The organism is Amycolatopsis sp. Poz14, assembly GCF_006704225.1.
Taxonomy (GTDB): domain Bacteria; phylum Actinomycetota; class Actinomycetes; order Mycobacteriales; family Pseudonocardiaceae; genus Amycolatopsis; species Amycolatopsis nivea.
The window spans coordinates 8,162,710-8,182,297 of sequence record NZ_JACLHD010000001.1 but is presented as its reverse complement, the minus strand read 5'-3'; the positions used below and the strand labels follow the sequence as shown (position 1 = coordinate 8,182,297).

Annotated in this window: 17 protein-coding genes and 1 pseudogene; 16 read left to right on the top strand and 2 right to left on the bottom strand. The window is 68.9% G+C overall.

Translation table 11 applies throughout. The features are described 5' to 3' along the window. Positions 1-44: 44 nt before the first annotated feature. The 3 genes and pseudogenes from FKO37_RS37940 to FKO37_RS37930 all read left to right on the top strand — a co-directional run. A complete protein-coding gene (locus tag FKO37_RS37940; RefSeq protein WP_134730210.1) occupies positions 45-758 on the top strand; it encodes a DJ-1/PfpI family protein in 714 nt (237 codons plus the stop codon). A gap of 156 nt (positions 759-914) precedes the next feature. Next, positions 915-2,087, top strand: a complete 1,173-nt coding sequence (locus FKO37_RS37935; protein ID WP_037809812.1) for an acetoin utilization protein AcuC — start codon at positions 915-917, stop codon at positions 2,085-2,087. Positions 2,088-2,497: 410 nt separating this feature from the next. Beyond that, positions 2,498-5,167: pseudogene (locus tag FKO37_RS37930) on the top strand (GNAT family N-acetyltransferase); the annotation flags it as partial. On the opposite strand, the gene FKO37_RS37925 reads toward FKO37_RS37930, so the two are convergent. Continuing rightward, positions 5,151-6,179, bottom strand: coding sequence for an acyl-CoA dehydrogenase family protein (locus tag FKO37_RS37925; protein WP_238607593.1), 1,029 nt, complete (start codon positions 6,177-6,179; stop codon positions 5,151-5,153). The pseudogene FKO37_RS37930 and the gene FKO37_RS37925 overlap by 17 nt on opposite strands. A 116-nt stretch (positions 6,180-6,295) precedes the next feature. Then, complete coding sequence (locus FKO37_RS37920) at positions 6,296-7,459, bottom strand: acyl-CoA dehydrogenase family protein (RefSeq protein ID WP_037809815.1); 1,164 nt, start codon at positions 7,457-7,459, stop codon at positions 6,296-6,298. Between the two features lie 103 nt (positions 7,460-7,562). Between FKO37_RS37920 and FKO37_RS37915 the strand changes: the two genes are divergently transcribed. From FKO37_RS37915 to FKO37_RS37855, 13 genes are all read left to right on the top strand, one after another. Then, entirely contained in the window at positions 7,563-7,748 is a 186-nt protein-coding gene (locus tag FKO37_RS37915) for a ferredoxin (protein ID WP_037809816.1), read from the top strand. A gap of 124 nt (positions 7,749-7,872) precedes the next feature. After that, positions 7,873-8,754, top strand: a complete 882-nt coding sequence (locus FKO37_RS37910) for a 3-oxoacyl-ACP reductase (RefSeq protein WP_037809817.1) — start codon at positions 7,873-7,875, stop codon at positions 8,752-8,754. Between the two features lie 13 nt (positions 8,755-8,767). After that, entirely contained in the window at positions 8,768-9,532 is a 765-nt protein-coding gene (locus tag FKO37_RS37905; protein WP_238607592.1) for a glucose 1-dehydrogenase, read from the top strand. Between the two features lie 123 nt (positions 9,533-9,655). After that, positions 9,656-10,447 (top strand): ABC transporter permease, encoded by a 792-nt coding sequence (locus FKO37_RS37900; protein WP_037353718.1) that lies wholly within the window; start codon positions 9,656-9,658, stop codon positions 10,445-10,447. A 1-nt stretch (position 10,448) separates the two neighbouring features. After that, complete coding sequence (locus FKO37_RS37895; RefSeq protein WP_009075203.1) at positions 10,449-11,309, top strand: ABC transporter permease; 861 nt, start codon at positions 10,449-10,451, stop codon at positions 11,307-11,309. Beyond that, a complete protein-coding gene (locus FKO37_RS37890; RefSeq protein WP_238607591.1) occupies positions 11,306-12,661 on the top strand; it encodes an MCE family protein in 1,356 nt (451 codons plus the stop codon). Before FKO37_RS37895 ends, FKO37_RS37890 begins: the two co-directional genes overlap by 4 nt. Next, positions 12,658-13,695, top strand: coding sequence for an MCE family protein (locus FKO37_RS37885; RefSeq protein ID WP_043829092.1), 1,038 nt, complete (start codon positions 12,658-12,660; stop codon positions 13,693-13,695). Before FKO37_RS37890 ends, FKO37_RS37885 begins: the two co-directional genes overlap by 4 nt. Then, entirely contained in the window at positions 13,692-14,723 is a 1,032-nt protein-coding gene (locus tag FKO37_RS37880; protein WP_167754205.1) for an MlaD family protein, read from the top strand. The genes FKO37_RS37885 and FKO37_RS37880 overlap by 4 nt, the downstream gene beginning before the upstream one ends. Further along, positions 14,720-15,916, top strand: a complete 1,197-nt coding sequence (locus FKO37_RS37875) for an MCE family protein (protein ID WP_238607590.1) — start codon at positions 14,720-14,722, stop codon at positions 15,914-15,916. The genes FKO37_RS37880 and FKO37_RS37875 overlap by 4 nt, the downstream gene beginning before the upstream one ends. Beyond that, positions 15,913-17,106 carry an MCE family protein gene (locus FKO37_RS37870; protein ID WP_134668586.1) on the top strand — a complete coding sequence of 398 codons (1,194 nt, stop codon included), beginning with the start codon at positions 15,913-15,915 and terminating at the stop codon, positions 17,104-17,106. Before FKO37_RS37875 ends, FKO37_RS37870 begins: the two co-directional genes overlap by 4 nt. Continuing rightward, positions 17,106-18,347: an MCE family protein gene (locus tag FKO37_RS37865; protein ID WP_134730198.1), complete on the top strand. Its 1,242-nt coding sequence runs from the start codon at positions 17,106-17,108 to the stop codon at positions 18,345-18,347. Before FKO37_RS37870 ends, FKO37_RS37865 begins: the two co-directional genes overlap by 1 nt. Continuing rightward, entirely contained in the window at positions 18,347-18,862 is a 516-nt protein-coding gene (locus FKO37_RS37860; protein WP_238607589.1) for a hypothetical protein, read from the top strand. Before FKO37_RS37865 ends, FKO37_RS37860 begins: the two co-directional genes overlap by 1 nt. Further along, positions 18,859-19,347 (top strand): hypothetical protein, encoded by a 489-nt coding sequence (locus tag FKO37_RS37855; protein ID WP_238607588.1) that lies wholly within the window; start codon positions 18,859-18,861, stop codon positions 19,345-19,347. Before FKO37_RS37860 ends, FKO37_RS37855 begins: the two co-directional genes overlap by 4 nt. Positions 19,348-19,588 lie beyond the last annotated feature (241 nt).

The following is a 19,588-nucleotide window of genomic DNA, read 5'->3' as shown; positions in this document are numbered from 1 at the left end:
CGACTTCTCGTCCGGAAGGCTTTTCCAGGCGAGAGGCGGCGTTCATGGAGCGGAGAACATTCCTGCGCGGGTCGGCGGCAGCCGGAGCGGCGATGGCTGCGTTGCCGGCCGAGGCTGCGGCGACGACCGGGGCAACGGCCGAGCGTCGACCGTTGCGGGTCCAGGTCGTGCTGTTCGACGGCGTCGAGGAGCAGGACTTCGCCGGTCCGTACGAGGTGTTCTCCGCAGCGGGCATGCACGCGAAGCGCGGCACGGACGTGTCATACGTGCGCGTGGACGGGCCGGGCGTCGTGCGCGCGGCGTACGGGACGAAGGTCGAGGTCGAGCGCGGCTGGTCACCGCAGGACGCCGACGTCATCGTCGTGCCGGGCGGCGGTTACGGGAAGCGGAAAGGCCCGGGCATCTGGGCGGAGATCGACCGCAAGGTGCTGCCAGACGCGCTCGCGGCCGCGCCGCGCAAAGGGCTGACGCTCGCGTCGCTCTGCACTGGCACCCTGCTGCTCGGCGCGGCCGGACTGGTGCGCGGCCGCCCGTGCACGACACACCACGGCGCGGTCGACACGCTCGTTCAGCAGGGCGGCGTGCTCAAGAAAGCCCGCGTGGTCGACGACGGAGACGTGGTCACCTCGGGTGGCATCACGAGCGGGCTGGACCTGGCCCTGTGGCTGGTGAAACGAGAACTCGGCTCCGACGCGGCGGCCGGGCTGGAGGAGATGCTCGAATACGAAGCACGCGGCGTCGTCTGGACGCGCGGCTGAAACCTGCCTGGCCGCGAAATCCGGCTTAGGGCATGACGCGCAGCCGAGGCTGTCTTGCTGCGTAACTCGGGGAGGCGATGCGGAGTGACGCGCGGGTGAGTCCTGCCCCGCCGCGAAACCCGGCTCGGGGCGTGGCGGGGAAGTACAGTGCGAAGCATGTCGTCGCCTGCAGTTGTCTGGGATCCGTCGCTGCTGAAGTACGACCTGGGCGGGCAGCATCCGTTCAACCCCGTCCGGCTCGACCTCACCGTGCGGCTCGCTACTGAGCTGGGCGTGCTCGACGGCGTCGAACTGCTCGTGCCCACCGCCGCGGGCGACGAGGAACTGCTCCGCGTGCACGCACCCGAGTACCTGGCCGCCGTGCGGGAAGCGCCGGATGTCGGGTGGGACGTCGGGCACGGGCTCGGCACCGACGACAATCCCGTGTTCCCCGGGATGCACGACGCGACCGCGCTGGTCGTCGGCTCGACGCTGCTCGCCGCGCGCAAGATCGCCGACGGCGAGGTGCGGCGGGCGGTCAACATCGCGGGCGGGCTGCACCATGCGATGCGCGATCACGCGTCCGGTTTCTGCATTTACAACGACTGCGCGATCGCCATCTCGTGGCTGCTCGACCACGGCTTCGACCGCATCGCGTACGTCGACACCGACGTGCACCACGGCGACGGTGTCCAGGCCGCGTTTTACGACGACCCGCGCGTCCTCACCGTTTCGATGCACCAACACCCGTTCACGCTCTGGCCCGGCACCGGCTACTCCGCCGAGGTCGGCAAGGGCAAGGCAGCGGGCACCGCGGTGAACGTCCCGCTGCCGCCGCATACGCAGGATCCCGGGTGGCTGCGGGCGTTCGACGCGGTGGTTCCGGCTGTGCTGCAGGAGTTCCAGCCGCAGCTGCTGGTCACCCAGTGCGGGGTGGACTCGCACGAGGAAGACCCGATGGCCGACATGTCCCTGTCGGTAGACGGCCACCGCACCATCTACTCCACGCTGCGCGACCTGGCCGAACGCTATGCGAACGGCCGCTGGCTCGCCGTCGGCGGCGGGGGATACCAGCTGATCCGCGTCGTGCCGCGCTCGTGGACGCACCTGATGGCGACCGTGCTGGACCGCGACGTCCCGCCGGAAACGCCACTGCCGCCCGGCTGGGTCTCGACGGTCCGCCGCGCCGCCCCGGCCGCCGACCTCCCCGCCGCGATGACCGACGGCAAGGACACCGCCTTCAAACCGTGGGGCGACGACGCGGACGACCCGGTGGACATCGCGATCCGCGACACCCGCCGCGCGATCTTCCCGCTGCACGGCCTCGACCCGGACGATCCGAGGGACTGACCATGCCCGACCAACCTCGCCGCCCCGGCCCCGGCAACCCCGGCCCGGGCGACCCCGCTCCCGGCACTCACCCGACGAGCGGTCCCGGCGGAACCGATGGCCCGAATTCCGGCGGCGCTTCCGGGCACGCCGCTCGTTACGCGACGGACGGGCCCAGCGCGGCCGGAACGCCTACCGGAGCGGCTGCGTCGGCTGCGGAGGGCGGGCACGGAGAAAGCGGTTCGCCAAGCGGGCCTGGCCGGGGCGAGCCAGCCGCGGACCCGGCTGCGGGTGGCGCGGAGTCGGACCAGCCTGGTTCCGCAGGGGATTCCGTTGCAGCAGAAGGCAAGACGACGCCTGAAGAGTCTGCGGCAGCGAAGCCGGGCGGCAGCGCGTCGGGGGAGAACGCGAGCCCCACCCCCGATGGGAAGCGTGATCCCTACGACTACCCCCGCGATTGGGAAGCCGACGTAGTCCTCTCCGACGGCGGCACTGTCCACTTGCGACCCGTCGTGCCGAGCGACGCTGACGGGCTCGTGGCCCTGCACAGCAGGCTCTCCGACCGCACCCGGTATTTCCGGTATTTCGGTGCCTATCCTCGCATCCCGCCGCGGGATCTGGAGCGGTTTTCCACTGTGGACCACCACGATCGGGTTGCTTTTGTGGCCTTGCTCGGGGACGACGTGGTCGCGGTGGGGCGTTACGAGCGGCTCGATCACGGGCCTTCGGCGGAGGTCGCGTTCGTTGTCGACGACAAGCATCAGGGGCGCGGGCTCGGGTCGATTCTGCTGGAGCATCTCGCCGCCGCGGCATCGGAGTGCGGGTTGCGGCGGTTTGTCGCCGAGGTGTTGAGCGAGAACGCGGCGATGGTGCGCGTGTTCCGCGACGCGGGCTACCAGGTCAGCCGTGCGATCGAGGAAGGCGTGCTGCATCTCGAGTTCGACATCGATCCGACGGAGGAGTCGCTCGCCGTTGCGCGGTCGCGGGAGCAAGCCGCGGAGGCGCGGAGTGTGCACAATCTGCTTCATCCAAACACGGTGGCGGTGATCGGGGCGTCCGCCGATCCCACCAAGGTCGGGCATGTCGCGTTCGCGAACATGCTCGCGGCCGATTTCGCGGGGGCGGTGTATCCGGTCAATCCGGAGCATCGGTCGGTGCGCGGGGTGCGGGCGTATCCGTCGGTGCTGGACATTCCGGATCCGGTGGATCTGGCGTTGGTGGCGGTTCCGGCGGAGGCCGTCGAGTCCGTGCTGGACGCTTGTTTGGCCAAGGGCGTCAAGACGCTCGTGATCGTGTCTGGCGGGTTCGCGGAGTCGGGGCCTCTGGGGTTGCACGCGGAGTTGCGGCTGGTCGGCGAGGCTCGGGCGCACGGGATGCGCGTGGTCGGGCCGAATGCGCTGGGCGTGTTGAATACCGCGAAGGACGTGCGGCTCAATGCGACGCTCGCGCCGCGGTTGCCGAAGCGGGGGCGGACCGGGTTCTTCTGCCAGTCGGGGGCGTTGGGGACGGCGATTCTCGCCGACGCGGGGTCGCGTGGGCTGGGGTTGTCGACGTTCGTGTCGGCGGGCAACCGGGCGGATGTGTCCGGCAACGACTTGCTGCAGTACTGGGAAACCGATCCGGATACCGATCTGGTGTTGCTGTATCTGGAATCGTTCGGCAACCCGCGCAAGTTCGCGCGGCTGGCGCGCAGGTTGGCGCGGTCGAAGCCGATCGTCGCGGTGAAGTCGGGGCGGCATGCGGTGCGGCCGCAGCTCGCGGCGACGTCGGCGGAGGTCGACGAGGCCAGTGTGCAGGCGTTGTTCGAGCAGGCTGGCGTCGTACGGGTCGAGTCGTTGGCGCAGCTGTTCGACACGGCGCTCGTGTTCGCGCATCAGCCGTTGCCGGCGGGGCCGCGGATCGGGATTGTCGGGAACTCCAGTGCGATCGGGTTGCTGGCCGCCGACACCGCCCGTGCGGAAGGGTTGCGGCTCGCGTTCGATCCGGTGGACATCGGGCCGCAGGCTGGGCCGGACGAGTTCGCGACGGCGGTGCGGGAGGCGTTGGATTCGCCGGATACCGACGCCTTGATCGCGGTGTTCGCGCCGCCGGTGGCGATTCCTGGGGCCGCGTACGCACGAGCGTTGCGCGAAGCGGTGTCGGAGGTGAAGCAGTCGAAGCCGATCGTCTCGACGTTCCTCGCCGCGGAAGGCGTGCCGCACGAGTTGGCGGTGCTTTCGGACGACGGGGTACCGACGCGTGGGTCGATTCCGTCGTACTCGAGTCCGGAGCGCGCGGTGAACGCGTTGGCGCGCGTCGTGCGGTACGCCGCGTGGCGGCAGCGGCCGCAGGGGACGTTGGTGCGGCCTAGCGGTCTGCACGTGGAGCAGGCGCAGGAGATCGTGCGCGAGTTGCTGCCGGAGGACGGCAGTTCGACGCTGCTCTCCGACGACGACGTGGTGCGGCTGCTCAGCTGTTACGGCGTGGACGTGGTGCCGTTCCGGGTGGCGGCCAGCGAAAGCAAGGCAGTGGCCGCGGCGGCGGAGCTGGGGTATCCGGTCACGCTGAAGGCCGTCGACGAGCGGCTGCGCGGGCGGCCGGACTTCGCAGGCGTACGGCTTGACCTGATGTCCGAAGAGTCCGTACGTGTCGCGTACCGAGACCTGTGTGCGGTGTCTGGCGACGAAGACGTGTACGTGCAACAGATGGCGCCGAAGGGGCTGTCGTGCGCCATTGGGCTGCAGGACGACCCGTCGTTCGGCACGCTGGTTTCGTTCGGGCTGTCGGGATTGGTCAGCACGCTGCTCGGAGACCGCGCGTATCGGGCGGTGCCGTTGACGGACGTTGACGCGGCGACGCTGATCCGGGAGCCGCGTACGTCGCCCTTGTTGACCGGGTATCGCGGTGACGAGCCTGCGGACCTCGCGGCGTTGCAGGACATGGTGTTGCGCGTCGCGGCGCTCGCGGAGGACAACCCGGAGGTGCGGTCGTTGGCGTTGGACCCGATCCTCGCGTCGCCGGACGGGGCGTTTGTCGCCAACGCGCGGTTGGTGGTCGGCGCACCGCCGACGCGGCCGGATACCGGACCGCGTCGGCTGCGGCACATCACGCCGGTGGACTGACCACCAGTTCGCCGAGACCCAGCAGTTGCTCCGTCGCGCCGCCGCTGGTGAACTCCAGGCGCTTCGCGGCGGCGAAGTAGCGGTGGACGGGGTGCTCGACGTCGATGCCGACGCCGCCGTGCAGGTGCACTGCGGTATGCGCGACGCGGTGTCCGGCTTCGGCGGCCCAGAACTTCGCGGTGGCCACGTCAGCGGCGGCGGGGAGGCCTTCGGAGAGTTTCCAGGCTGCCTGCCACAGCGTCAGCCGTACGGCTTCGACGTCGATGTACGCGTCGGCGAGCCGGTGTCGGACAGCTTGGAAGCTGCCCAGCACCTTGTCGAACTGTTTGCGCTCACGCGTGTACGCAGCTGTCAGTTCGAGCGCGCGTTCCAAGACGCCCAACTGCTGCGCGCAAGCGCCGAGAGTGCCGCGAAGGCGCAGTTGCTCGCCGACGTCACCGAGTGCGACTCCGGGGGTGTCGGACAGCGTCACCAAAGCTGCGTCGGCGTGGTCCGTGGTGGACTGCGCTTCGATCGAGACCCCGGAAGCGTCCTTCTCGACGATGTACACGCCGTCGTTGGCTTCGACGAATAAGGCGTCTGCGAAGGCTGCGAAGGGGACCGCGGTCTGCGTACCGGTGAGGCGTCCGTCTGAAGCGAGGAACGAACCGCCCAAAGCGACCGCGAGCACGGCTTTACCGCGCGAAACCGGCAGCAGCCAGCGCTCGGCGAGCAATGGATCGGTGAGCACCGAGCCAGCCTGGACGACGGACGACAGATAGGGGACCGGGGCGACCGCGCGGCCGATCTCGATCAGGACTGAACACTGTTCCAGCAAGCCGAAACCGCCGCCGCCCACCGTCTCGGGCAGGGCCGCGTCGAGGACGCCGGAGCGGGCCAGGGTGGTCCACAGTGGAGCGTCGAAACCGCCGGATCCGTGCGGGCCCAGCGATTCCGCGGTGACCTGGTCGGCGAGAATGCGCCGGGTCAGTGCGGAGAGGTCGGTTTGTGCTTCGGTGAGAGAGAAGTCCACCAGGAGAACTCCTTACTGTGCAGACTGTTAATAACCCGACCACAGCCACGGCCGAATGGCTTTCGTGGCAACGGTTACGTGCCGTGTGGGGGGTCGGCCTACTTTTGGTCGGGTTATTAACGGGTCACGGGCTGGCCGAGGGCGGTGGCGGCGACGATGTCGCGCTGCACTTCGTTGGTGCCGCCGCCGAAAGTGAGGATCAAGGCCGAGCGGTGCAGCCGTTCCAGCCGTCCCGCGAGCACCGCGCCGGGGGAGCCGTCGCGCACCACGGCGGCCGCGCCGACCACCTCCATCAGCAGCCGGTACGCCTCGATCGCCATCTCGGTGCCGTACACCTTGGTCGCCGACGCCTCCGCCGGGCCGAGTTCGCTGGCCGCGGCCGCCCAGGCGATTTTCCAGTTCCGCAGCTTCAAATACTCCGCGTAGGCGTGCACGCGCGCGAGATGCGTCCGAACCCACTCGCGGTCGGTCAGCGACTCCGCGCGCGCCCATTCCACGACGTCGGCCAGCGCTTTCCGCACCGGCGCGGCCGAGGTCAGCGCGACGCGTTCGTGGTTGAGCTGGTTGGTGATCAGGGGCCAGCCCGCGTTCTCCTCGGCGACCCGCGACGTGACCGGCACGCGGATGTCGTCGTAGTAGGTCGCGCTGGTGCCCGGGCCGGCGACGGTGTGCACCTTCGTCCAGGAGAACCCCGGCGCGGAGGTCGGCACGATCAGGATCGACAGGCCCTTGTGCTTGCGCGCCTCCGGATCGGTGCGCGCGGCGAGCCACACGTAGTCGGCGTACTCGATCAGGCTGGTCCACATTTTCTGCCCGTTGACCACGTACTCGTCGCCGTCGCGGGTCGCCCGCGTGCGCAGCGACGCGAGGTCCGTGCCCGCGCCCGGTTCGGAGTAGCCGATCGCGAAATGCAGTTCGCCGGCGGCGATCTTCGGCAGGTAGAACGCCTTCTGGTCCGGCGTGCCGAACCGCATGATCGTGGGGCCGATCGTGTTCACCGTCAGGAAGGGCACCGGCACCCCGGCGACCGCCGCTTCGTCGGTGAAGATCAGCTGGTCGAGCATGCTGCGGTCCTGGCCGCCGTACTCGCGCGGCCAGCCCAGCGCGAGCCACCCGTCCTTGCCGAGCTGCCGCACGATTTCCTTGTACGCCAAGCCGTCGCCGTACTCGCCGCCGGGCGCGGCGAGGCTTTCCCGCCGCGCCGGGGTCATCAGTTCGGCGAAGTACTCCCGCAGCTCAGCGGCCAGTTCCCGCTGCCGCGGCGTGTAGTCGATCCGCACCCGTCACCTCCACCCCGCCGGTCTCGTTGTGGTGTCGTACCGGGCCCCGGCGGTAAGCTAGAACCTGTTCTAGTTGTACCAGGAGTGGCGGACGGGAGGAAGCATGGAGGTCAGTGTCGACCGGTCGCTCTGCGAGGCGAACGCGGTCTGCGTCGGGTTCGCGCCGGAGGTGTTCGATCTCGACGACGACGAGAACCTGGTGATCGGGCCGGTTCCGGAGGAAGAAGTAGAACGTGTTTCGCAAGCGGTGACGAACTGCCCGAAGAACGCCCTGTTCACGACCGGTTAATCGGGGCTTGCTCAATACGAGAACAGATTCTAGTCTGTGCTGCGTCAGGCAGGCTTCGACGAGGAGGCTCGCGGGTGGAACCGACCGCAGGGAACACGCACGGCGACCGGGCTGGAGCGGTTCGATGACGCTCGAAGGCAAGGTCGCTGTCGTCACCGGGGCCGGAGCGGGGCTCGGCCGGGCCGAGGCGCTCGCGCTGGCCCGCGAAGGCGCGTCCGTCGTGGTCAACGACATCGGCGAGGCGAAAGATGTCGTCGCCGAGATCGAAAAGCAGGGCGGCAAGGCGCTCGCGGTGGCCGGGGACGTCTCGGCGGCCGAAACCGCGAAGGAACTGCTGTCGGCCGCGGTCGACCACTTCGGCAGCCTCGACATCGTCGTGAACAACGCGGGCGTGCTTCGCGACCGGATGCTGTTCTCGATGTCCGACGAGGACTGGGACAAGGTCATCGCGGTGCACCTGCGCGGGCATTTCCTGCTGTCCCGCAACGCCGCCGCGTACTGGCGCGATCGCTCCAAAATGGAGGGTCAGCCGGTGTACGGCAGGCTCGTGAACACCGCGTCCGAGGCGTTCCTGGTCGGTTCGCCCGGCCAGCCCAACTACTCGGCGGCCAAGGCCGGGATCGCGGCGCTCACCATGTCCGCGGCGCGCGGGCTCGCGAAGTACGGCGTGCGCGCCAACACGATCTGCCCGCGCGCCCGCACCGCGATGACCGCGGATGTCTTCGGCGAGGCACCCGAGGACGGGCTCGATCCGTTGTCGGTAGAGCACGTTGCTCCGTTTGTCGCATTCCTCGCCTCGCCGGAGGCGGACGCGATCAACGGCCAGGTCTTCGTCGTGCACGGCGGCATGGTCGCCTTGCTGAAACCGCCGTCGGTGGAGGAGCGGTTCGACACCGCGAACGGTGCCTGGACCACCGCAGAACTCGCCGAAAAGGTCGGCGGGCACTTCGCCGGCCGCGACCCGGAGCGGATGTTCGCCGCGACCGATCTGCTTTCGCTGCCCTGAACCCGGAGGACGCATGACTGAGCACCGGCTGTCCGGCAAGGTCGCCCTCATCACCGGCGCGGCCCGCGGACAGGGCGCCGCCGCCGCGCGAGCGTTCGTCGCGCAGGGCGCGAAGGTGGTGATCGCCGACGTCCTCGACGACGAAGGCAAAGCCCTTGCCGCGGAACTCGGCGAGGCGGCGGTGTTCTGCCATCTCGACGTGAGCGACGAGGACGGCTGGACCGCCGCGGTCGAGACCACGGTGACCGAGTTCGGACCGCCGACGGTGCTGGTCAACAACGCCGGGGTGCTGTACTTTTCGGAGCTCGCGAAGACGCCGCTCGCCGAATACGAACGCGTCGTGCGGATCAACCAGATCGGGGCGTTTCTCGGCATGCGCTCGGTCGTTGAACCCATGGCCGGGGCCGGCGGCGGCTCCATCGTCAACGTGTCCTCTGTGGAGGGTCTGGCCGGGATGCCGTTCCTCGTCGCCTACACCGCGACCAAGTTCGCGATCCGCGGGATGACCAAGGTCGCCGCGCTGGAGCTGGGCGCGCGCGGGATCCGGGTCAACTCGGTGCACCCGGGCATGATCGACACGAAGATGGTGTCCGACGCGGCGGGCGCGGACGTGGACGTGTCCTGGGTGGGCAAGAAGGTCGCGCTCGGCCGGGTGGGCCGCGCCGACGAGATCGCGCCGCTGCTGGTGTTCCTCGGCAGCGACGAGAGTTCGTACTGCACCGGCGGCGAGTTCGTCGCCGACGGCGGGGCCACCGCCACGCACGCGCTGAAATTGTGAGCAGGCCGGGTGCTGGTGCGCCTAGGGTGACCGCCGGGGGCTGAAGGGACGGGAGTGAACACCGCTAACCGAAATCGGCGGGCGGGGATGGGCAAGACTCGGGGGTGACTACTGGGAGGTGCGGTGGGCGGAAGCGGCTCGGTCACTCTCCCGGGCACCGCGGCGCTGACCCAGGTCGGCAGGCTCGCCACGCTGTCCTGGGAGGTCCTGCGGGCGATCTTCAAGCGCCCGTTCCAGTTCCGCGAATGGATCCAGCAGTGCTGGTTCTTCGCGAGCGTGACCATTCTTCCGACGGCCCTGGTCGCGATCCCGTTCGGCGCGGTCATCGCGCTGCAGCTCGGATCGCTGACCACGCAGATCGGCGCGCAGTCCTTCACCGGCGCGGCCAGCGCGCTCGCCATCGTGCAGCAGGCGAGCCCGCTGATCACCGCGCTGCTGGTGGCCGGAGCGGGCGGCAGCGCGGTCTGCGCGGACATCGGCGCGCGCAAGATCCGCGAAGAGATCGACGCGATGGAAGTGCTCGGCGTCAACCCGGTGCAGCGCATCGTGGTGCCGAGGGTGCTCGCCGCGATCGTGGTGTCGGTGCTGCTCAACGGCCTGGTCAGCGTGGTCGGCGTGCTCGGCGGCTACTTCTTCAACGTGGTCCTGCAAGGCGGCACGCCCGGCGCGTACCTGGCCAGCTTCAACGCCCTCGCGCAGGTCCCGGACCTCTGGATCAGCGAGATCAAGGCGTTCCTGTACGGCTTCGTCGCGGGCGTGGTCGCCGCGTTCCGCGGGCTGAACCCGGCGGGCGGGCCGAAGGGCGTCGGCGACGCGGTGAACCAGGCGGTGGTGATCACCTTCCTGCTGCTGTTCCTGATCAACGTCGTGCTGACCGCCGTGTACCTCAAAGTCGTGCCCCCGAAGGCGTTGTGACATGACGGCCGAACCGATCGAGCAGACGCGCGCGTCCGACCGGACGCTGGAGATCATCGCGCGCCCCGGCGCGAGCCTCGAGGGACTCGGGAAACAGTTGTCGTTCTACGGCCGGGCGCTCGCCTGGTCGCCGCGCACGATCCGCCGCTACGGCCGCGAAACCACGCGGCTGCTCACCGAGGTCTGCTTCGGCACCGGCGGGCTCGCGGTGATCGGCGGGACGCTCGGCGTGATGATCGGCATGACGCTCTTCACCGGCCTCATCGTGGGCCTGCAGGGGTATTCGGCGCTGAACCAGCTCGGCACCGCCGCGCTCACCGGGTTCATTTCCGCCTACTTCAACACCCGCGAGGTCGCACCGCTGTCGGCCGGGCTCGCGCTGTCGGCCACCGTCGGCTGCGGGTTCACCGCCCAGCTCGGCGCGATGCGGATCTCCGAGGAGATCGACGCGCTCGAAGTGATGGCCGTGCCGAGCATGCCGTACCTGGTCACCACGCGCGTGCTCGCCGGCGTGACCGCGGTGATCCCGCTGTACGCGGTGGGCCTGCTGTCCTCGTATCTCGCGTCGCGGCAGATCACCATCTGGCTCTACGGCCAGTCCGCGGGCACCTACGACCATTACTTCACGCTGTTCCTCCCGCCGGAGGACGTGCTGTGGTCGTTCGCCAAGGTGATCGTGTTCAGCGTGCTGGTGATCCTTTCCCATTGCTACTACGGCTATACCGCGTCCGGCGGACCGGCCGGGGTGGGCATCGCGGTGGGCCGCGCGGTGCGGACGTCGATCGTGCTGATCTCGGTGCTGGACTTCTTCCTGAGCCTCGCGATCTGGGGCGCGAACACGACAGTGCGGATATCCGGATGAGCACCCGTCGAGAGTTGCGCAAACGGCTCCAGTACCAGCTGCTGGGGCTGGTGTTCCTGGTCGTGGCGGCGTTGTTCTTCACCACGACGATCGCCGCGTACCGCAAGGTGTTCACGCCGGTCACGATGGTGAAGCTGGAGACCGACCACGTCGGCAGCCAGCTGCGCGTCGGCGGCGACGTGAAGGTGCGCGGCATGCTGGTCGGCGAGATCCGCGACGTGCGGCCGGTCGGCGACCACGCGGAGCTCGAACTGGCGCTGCAGCCGGACAAGACCGACGTGATCCCGTCGAACGTTTCGGCGCGGCTGCTGCCGAAAACCCTGTTCGGCGAACGGTACGTTGCGCTCCAGCTGCCGGATCGGCCGCAGCGGCCGATCAAGGCGGGCGACGTCATCCCGCAGGACCGCAGCAGCACCGCGATCGAACTGGAGCAGGTGCTCAACCACGTCATGCCGCTGTTGCAGGCGGTGCAGCCGGAAAAGCTGTCCAGCACGCTCAACGCCGTGTCCACCGCGCTGGACGGACGCGGCAAGAAGCTCGGCGAGACGCTGACCCAGCTGTCGGACTACCTCGGCAAGCTCAACCCGTCGCTGCCCGATCTCAAGGCGGACATCACCGGGCTGGCCAACGTTTCCGGCATCTACGACAAGGCCGCGCCGGACGCGCTGCAGGCATTGGCGGATCTCACCACGACGACGCAGACCATCGTGGAGAAACAGCGCGGCCTGACCGACCTGTACTCCTCGGTCACCGGCACCGCCACCGACCTGACGCGCTTCCTGGAAGTGAACAAGGACAACATCATCCGCCTCACCACCGCCGTGCAGCCCACGCTCGACGTGCTCGCGAAGTACGCGCCGGAATACCCGTGCCTGCTCAAGCAGCTGGCCGGGACGGTGCCGAACGCGGAGCTGGCGTTCGGCAAGGGCACCGCGCATCCGGAGGTCAGCCGCGTGACGATCGAGTTCTCGGCGAGCCGCGGCAAGTACCTGCCCGGCGTCGACGAGCCGAAGTACGACGACAAACGCGGCCCGCGCTGCTATCCGCAGGTGCCGAAACCCGGGCGCTGGCCGCAGTATCCGCCGGACGGCGCGGTGAAGGACGGGGCCAGCAAGCCCGCGCCGCCGCACGATCCGGACGGGACGCTGCCCAGCGACTTCACGAACGGCCCGCTGCCCGGCGGGTCCGGGTCGACCGGCGGCGCGCCGAGCATCGTCGGGTCGGCCGACGAGCAGAAGCTGCTCGACCTGCTCGCCTCGCCGACGCTGAACACCGCGCCGGAAAACGTGCCGGGCTGGTCGGCGCTGCTGGTCGGGCCGCTGTACCGCGGGGCGGAGGTGGAGCTGAAATGAGGTCGTTCGTTCCCGCGCTGATCAAGATCGGCATTTTCGCCGTGGTCACCGTGCTGCTCACCGGGATCCTGGCCACCACGATCGCGAACACGAACTTCGGCAACACCGCCTCCTACGTCGCGAAGTTCACCGACGCGTCCGGCCTGCAAGCAGGCGACGACGTGCGGATCTCCGGCGTGAAGGTCGGCCAGGTCGAGACGATCGGGGTCGACCAGGGCGAGCAGAACTACGCCGAGGTGCGGTTCCTCGTCGAATCGGCGTACAAGCTGCCCTCGCTCGCGACCGCGACCATCAAGTACCGCAACCTCGTCGGCCAGCGCTACCTCTCGCTCGGCACCGACGTCAGCGGCGGCGACACGCTGTCTCCCGGCGACACCATCCCGCCGGAGCGCACGAAGCCGGCGCTGAACCTGACCGTGCTGTTCAACGGGTTCAAGCCGCTGTTCAAGGCGCTGGACCCGAAGGAGGTCAACCAGCTTTCCGCGGAGATCGTGCAGGTGTTCCAGGGCGAGGGCGGCACGATCACCAGCCTGCTGTCGCACACCGCGTCGATCACGACGTCGATCGCGGGCAAGGACAAGGTGATCGGGCAGGTCATCGACAACCTCAACCAGGTGCTCAGCACGGTCAACGCGCGCGGCCCGCAGCTGGGCGACCTCGTCGACCAGACGCAGCGGCTGGTGAGCGGGCTGGCCGAGCAGCGCAAGCCGATCGGCGACGCGGTGGGCGCGCTCGGCGACCTCACCAACGCGACCGCGGGGCTGCTCGCCGACGCCCGTCCCGCCGTGCAGCAGGACGTGACCCAGCTCGGGAAGCTGGCGAACAACCTCAACGACGCGCAGCCGCTCGTCGAGCATCTGCTGCAAGTGCTGCCGGGGAACCTGGAGAAGTTCACCCGGACCCTGAGCTACGGCAGCTGGTTCAACTACTACCTGTGCGGGATCGAAGGCACCATCGGCATTTCCTCGCTGGACGTGACGCTGCCGATCGTGCCGATCCCCGGCACCGAACGCGCGCCGAGGTGTGGCCCGTGAAACGACTGAAGGACCGGAACCAGGCGAGCGTCGGCGCGGTGACGCTCGTGCTCATCGTGCTGGTGACCGCCGTGACGTACTTTTCCGACAGCATCCCGATGTTCGGCAGCGGCACCACCTACACCGCGGCGTTCGCCGAGTCCGCCGGGCTCGCGCCGGACAACGAGGTGCAGGTGGCCGGCGTCAAGGTCGGGCAGGTGACGTCGGTGGAGCTCGGGCACAAGCAGGTGCTCGTGAAGTTCCGGGTGAAGGGCGTGCGGGTGGGCGACGCGTCCACGGCGTCGATCGAGATCAAGACGCTGCTGGGGGAGAAGTACCTCGCGCTGGACACGAAAGGCGGCGGCACGCAGAAGCCCGGCGACACGATCCCGGTGCAGCGCACGCGGACGCCGTTCCAGTTGCAGGACGCGTTCAACCAGCTGTCCACGACGGTCGGCGACATCGACACGCAGCAGCTCGCGCAGAGCTTCACCGCGCTGTCGGATTCCCTCAAGGACAGTCCGAAGTACTTGAAGGACACGCTGTCCGGGCTGTCGGCGTTGTCGAAGACGGTGTCCTCGCGCGACGCCGATCTGCACGCGCTGCTGTCCAACACGAGCAAGATCTCGAAGACGCTGTCCGACCGGAACGCGCAGCTGCAGCAGGTGATCAGCGACGGCAACCTCCTGCTCAGCGAACTGCAGCAGCGCCGCGAGCAGATCAGCACGCTGCTCAAGGGCACGCAGGAGATCTCGAAGCAGCTGTCCGGGCTGGTCGCGGACAACCGCACGCAGATCGGGCCGACGCTCGCCGCGCTCGGGAAGGTGACCGACGTGTTGCAGCGCAACCAGGGCAACCTCGACCGCAGCTTGCAGCTGATGGCCCCGTTCGCCCGGGTCGGCGCGAACGCGACCGGCAACGGGCGCTGGTTCGAGGGGTACCTGTGCGGTCTGCTGCCGCCGACGATCACGGCAGGCGGGATCTCGATCAATCCGGAGGGCTGCACGCCGCCGATCTCCGCGCCTGACCAGGGGGTGGGTGGACGATGACTGTCGAAACTCGCGCCGGACGGAGTCTGGTCACCTGGCTTGGCTTCGCTTGTGTGGCAGCGCTTTTGCTCACCGCGGGCATCTACCTGGTGCTGCGCGACACCGGCGGCACCAAAATCTCGGCGTACTTCGGGAAGACCGTCGGCCTGTACGCCGGTTCGTCCGTGCGGGTGCTGGGCGTGGCGGTCGGCGAGGTCACCGCGGTGACGCCGCAAGGCCAAGCGGTGCGCGTGGACATGAAGGTGAACGACGACGTCCCGATCCCGAAGGACGTCGGCGCGGTCGTCGTGTCGCCGAGCCTGGTGAGCGACCGGTACGTCCAGCTGACCCCGGCGTACGACAGCGGCCCGACGCTCGCGAGCGGAACCGTGCTGGCGCGCGACAAAACCGCGACGCCGGTCGAACTGGACGACCTCTACGCGAGCCTCGACAAGCTGTCCACCGCCCTGGGACCCAACGGGGCCAACAAAAACGGCGCGTTCTCCGATCTCCTGGACACCGCCGCGGCCAACCTCAAGGGCAACGGCAAGGACCTGAACTCGACCGTCAGCAGGCTCGCCGAACTGGCCGGCACGCTCGACGATTCGAAGGACGACCTGTTCTCCACGGTGAAGAACCTGAACTCCTTCACCTCCGCACTGTCGCAAAGCGACAGTCAGCTGAACGAGTTCTACCAGCGGCTCGCGGACGTCAGCGGCTTCCTCGCCGACGATTCGCACGACGTCGGGGCCGCGCTCGAATCGCTGTCGACGTCGCTGCAGGACGTGAAACAGTTCGTGGCGGACAACAAGAACGGGCTTTCGTCCAATGTGGCCAAACTGGCGTCGCTGACGAAGGTGCTGGTGGACCAGCGCGCCGCGCTCGCCGAGGTGCTCGACATCGCGCCGACCGGGGCGACGAACTTCATCAACACCTACGACGCGGCGTCCGGCACGATCGCGGTGCGCGACAACCTGAACGAGATCACCAACCCGCCGATCCTCACCGTCTGCCGGTTGATCAGCGCGGGCACGCCGAAACCGCTGCCGGACACACTCGGCAACATCTGCAAGAAGCTCGCGCCGGTGCTCGACGGCACGCTCAAGCTGCCGTCGATCCCGCAGGCGCTGAACTCCCTGCAGAACGGCCAGCTGCCGCCGTTGCCGCTGCCGCTGTCGGACGTGCTGACGCAGAAACCCGGAGGCGCCAAGTGAAACGCCTCCGGAAACGGCTGGCGGGCGTGCTCGCCGGGGTGCTGGTGCTCGCCGGGTGCAGCGACGGCGGGTTCAACGGGCTGTACTCGACGCCGTTGCCCGGCGGCCCGGACGTCGGCGACCACCCGTATCACGTCACCGCGTTGTTCACCGATGTGCTGGACCTGGTGCCGCAGGCGAACGTGAAGGTGAACGACGTCGCGGTCGGCCGGATCGACCGGATCGCGCTCACCCCGGACACCCGGTCCGCGCTCGTGTCGATGACGGTGAACGGCGATGTCCAGCTGCCCGCCAACGCGCACGCCGAACTGCGCCAGTCCAGCCTGCTCGGCGAGAAGTTCGTGCAGCTGAGCGCGCCGACCGCGGAGAAACCGGCGGGCAAACTCGCCGACGGCGCGCAGATCCCGCTCGGGCGCACGAACCGCAACCCGGAGATCGAAGAGGTGCTGGGCGCGTTGTCGTTGCTGCTCAACGGCGGCGGCGTCGACCAGCTGCAGAACATCAGCCACGAACTCAACGACGCGCTGTCGGGCAACGAACCGCAGATGCGCGCGCTGCTGTCCCGGGTGGACGAACTCGCCACCCAGCTCGACGGGCACAAGGGCGAGATCCTGCGCGCGATCGACGGGCTGGACAAGCTGTCCACGACGCTCGTCGGGCAGAAGCAGAATCTCGCCACCGCGCTGGACAAACTCGCGCCCGGGCTGAAGATCGTCGCCGACCAGCGCGACCAGCTGGTGGGGATGCTGAACGCGCTGAACAAGCTGTCCGGGGTCGCGGTGGACACGGTGAACCGCAGCCGTGACCAGCTCGTCGCGAACCTCAAGGCGCTGGAGCCGACGCTGCGCCAGCTCAGCGCGGCGGGCCAGGACCTGCCGAACGCGCTGCGGATCCTGCTGACCTACCCGTTCCCGGACTACGCGGGCAACGTGATCAAGGGCGACTACGCGAACGTCGACGCGCGGATCAACCTCGATCTCGACAAGCTCGTGCAGAACTTCACGAACTCGTCGCAGCCGCCGTTCCAGCTGCCGACGCCCTCGACGTCCGGCGCCGCCCCGCCCGTTGCCGGGCAAGGGATGCCGCAGCTGCCGTTGCCGCTGCCGAACACCCCCGCCACGGGCGGCGCGAAGCCCGGCTACGGCGGGGTGCTGGGCGGATTGCTCGGCGGTCTGGTGGGAGGCGGCTGATGAACACGCGCAAGGTCCGGATCCAGCTGCTGGTGTTCTTCGCGATCGCCGTCGTTTCGGTGGCGTACGCGGGCGGGCACTACGCCGGTCTCGACCGGATTTTCGGCAACCGCGGCTATCACGTGACGCTCCAGCTTCCCGACTCCGGCGGGGTGTTCGTGAACTCCGAGGTCGCGTACCGCGGCGTGACGGTCGGCCGGGTCGGGGCGATGACGCTCACGCCGCACGGCATCGACGTCCGGCTCGACATCGACTCCGGCGGCCCGGACATCCCGTCGGCGCTGCACGCGCAGGTCGCGAACCGGTCGGCGGTGGGCGAGCAGTTCGTGGACCTGCTGCCGGACCGCGAATCCGGGCCGTACCTGGAGGACGGCGCGGTGATCACGCAGGACCGCGCCTCGCTGCCCGCGACGCCGGATTCGGTGCTGACGCATCTCGACGGACTGGTCGCCAGCGTCCATCCGGAATCGCTGAAGACCGTGGTGGACGAGACGTACGACGCGTTCGCCGGTTCCGGCCCGCAGCTGCAGAAACTGTTGGACAGCACCAGTTCGCTCACCGCGACGGCTGCCCAGTACGTGCCGGACACGCAGGGGTTGCTGGCGAATTCGCGCACGGTTTTCGCCACGCAGGAGCGGCAGGCGCAGAACATCACGGCGTTCGCGTCCGGGTTGAAGACGATCGCCGGACAGCTGAAGTCGTCGGATCCGGCGGTGCGCAAGGTGATCGACGAGGCTCCGCAGCTGAGCCGGCAGATCAGCGACGTGCTCGCGACGTCCGGGACCGACCTCGGGGTGCTGTTCGCGAACTCGCTCACCACCGCGCAGGTCACGTCGATGCGGAAGGACGCGATCGAGGAGCTGCTGGTGGCGTACCCGGTGATCTCGGCGTTCTCGCCTTCGACCTCGCCGGACGGCACCGGGCACCTTGGCGTGGTGTTCAACTTCTTCGATCCGCATTCGTGCACGAAGGGGTACGAGGGCACGAAACAGCGTCCGGCCAACGACACGAGCGAAGCGCCGGTCAACATGAACGCCTACTGCGCGGAGCCGCCGGGCAGCCCGACCGAGGTGCGGGGTGCGCAGAACGCGCCGTACGCGGGGAAGCCGCCCGCGATTCCGGCCGCGCCCAAGGCTTCCGCGCCTTCGGACCAGGGTTCGCAGCAGCAGCTGCCGGGTCTGCTGGGCCAGCTGACCGCGCCGTTGAAGGGCGGGCTCGGGGCGTTGCTGGGCGGTTCGTGATGGCTGATTCGGCTGAGGGTTCCTTCCTGAGCGGACGGGTGCTGACCGCGCTGGCCGTCGTCGCGGTGCTGGCCGCCGCGTGGTTCGGCTGGTCGTGGTGGAGCGCGGCGCAGGACGACAGCCTCGCCCGCGGCCGCGCGCGCGACGCCGTGCTGGCCGCCGCGAGCACGGAACTGGTCACGCTCAACACGATCGACTACCGCACGAGCGCGGTCGACGTGGACCGCTGGATCGCCGCGACGACCGGGCAGTACGGCAAGGACCTCTCCGGCGACCGGCAACTGCAGATCGACCGCGCCAAACGCACCAAAACCGTGTCGACGGCTTCCCTGGTGCAGGCCGCCGTCACCGACCTGAATCCTTCGGCAGGAACCGCCCGGCTGATCGCGGTCCTGAACGTCCGCGTGAGCACTGGCGACGGCGCGCCCTCGGCGAAACAGGCGCGCTTGGCCGTGGACTTCGCGCGAGACGGCGACACGTGGAAAATCGGCGGCGTCCAGGCGGTGGGCTCGTGAACCGGCGGACGATCGCCGCGGGAGTGACCGCAGTCGCGCTGGCGTGCGCGGTGTGGTTCGGCGTGCAGGCGTCGTTGCTGCAGCCTGAGGATGACGAGGCGATGGTCGATACGGAGGCGACATCGCAGGTCACCGACCAGGTCGGTGCTGCGGTTAAGGCGCTTTTTTCCTACGACTACGCGAATTTGGACCGTACTGCTCGCGCGGCGGCTGACGTGTTGACTGGTTCGGCGGTGGGGCAGTATCAGAGCCAGTTCACCGCGGCTCGGCAGCGTGCGGCGACTGAGAAGCTCGTCCGGACCACGACGGTGCGGGCGATCGGGGTTCGTTCGTTGCACGGTGATGATGCGAGTTTGCTGCTTTTCCTGGATCAGCAGACGATCTTGCCGGGTGGTGGTGCGCCTCAGTCGTCGGTGGGGCAGTTGTCGGTGACTGCGCATCGGACTGACGGGCGGTGGAAGATCACTGCGCTGGATCCGCTGTAGCGCTGCGGCCGAGCAACCCGCTAACCTCGCGCGCGAGAGCGACCGATGCCTCGATCTCGACCTTGCTGTCGCTACGCGAATTTGGACCGTACTGCGCGCGGCGGCTGACGTGTTGACTGGTTCGGCGGTGGGGCAGTACCAGAGCCAGTTCACCGCAGCTCGGCAGCGTGCGGCGACTGAGAAGCTCGTCCGGACCACGACGGTGCGGGCGATCGGGGTTCGTTCGTTGCACGTGATGATG

Bases quoted from the DNA above. Each gene is read 5' to 3' on its own strand.
- FKO37_RS37935 (WP_037809812.1), top strand. From the start codon at position 915: ATGTCGTCGCCTGCAGTTGTCTGGGATCCGTCGCTGCTGAAGTACGAC.
- FKO37_RS37915 (WP_037809816.1), top strand. From the start codon at position 7,563: ATGGAGGTCAGTGTCGACCGGTCGCTCTGCGAGGCGAACGCGGTCTGC.
- FKO37_RS37905 (WP_238607592.1), top strand. From the start codon at position 8,768: ATGACTGAGCACCGGCTGTCCGGCAAGGTCGCCCTCATCACCGGCGCG.
- FKO37_RS37895 (WP_009075203.1), top strand. From the start codon at position 10,449: ATGACGGCCGAACCGATCGAGCAGACGCGCGCGTCCGACCGGACGCTG.
- FKO37_RS37885 (WP_043829092.1), top strand. From the start codon at position 12,658: ATGAGGTCGTTCGTTCCCGCGCTGATCAAGATCGGCATTTTCGCCGTG.
- FKO37_RS37860 (WP_238607589.1), top strand. From the start codon at position 18,347: ATGGCTGATTCGGCTGAGGGTTCCTTCCTGAGCGGACGGGTGCTGACC.
- FKO37_RS37890 (WP_238607591.1), top strand. From the start codon at position 11,306: ATGAGCACCCGTCGAGAGTTGCGCAAACGGCTCCAGTACCAGCTGCTG.
- FKO37_RS37910 (WP_037809817.1), top strand. From the start codon at position 7,873: ATGACGCTCGAAGGCAAGGTCGCTGTCGTCACCGGGGCCGGAGCGGGG.
- FKO37_RS37875 (WP_238607590.1), top strand. From the start codon at position 14,720: ATGACTGTCGAAACTCGCGCCGGACGGAGTCTGGTCACCTGGCTTGGC.
- FKO37_RS37865 (WP_134730198.1), top strand. From the start codon at position 17,106: ATGAACACGCGCAAGGTCCGGATCCAGCTGCTGGTGTTCTTCGCGATC.
- FKO37_RS37940 (WP_134730210.1), top strand. From the start codon at position 45: ATGGAGCGGAGAACATTCCTGCGCGGGTCGGCGGCAGCCGGAGCGGCG.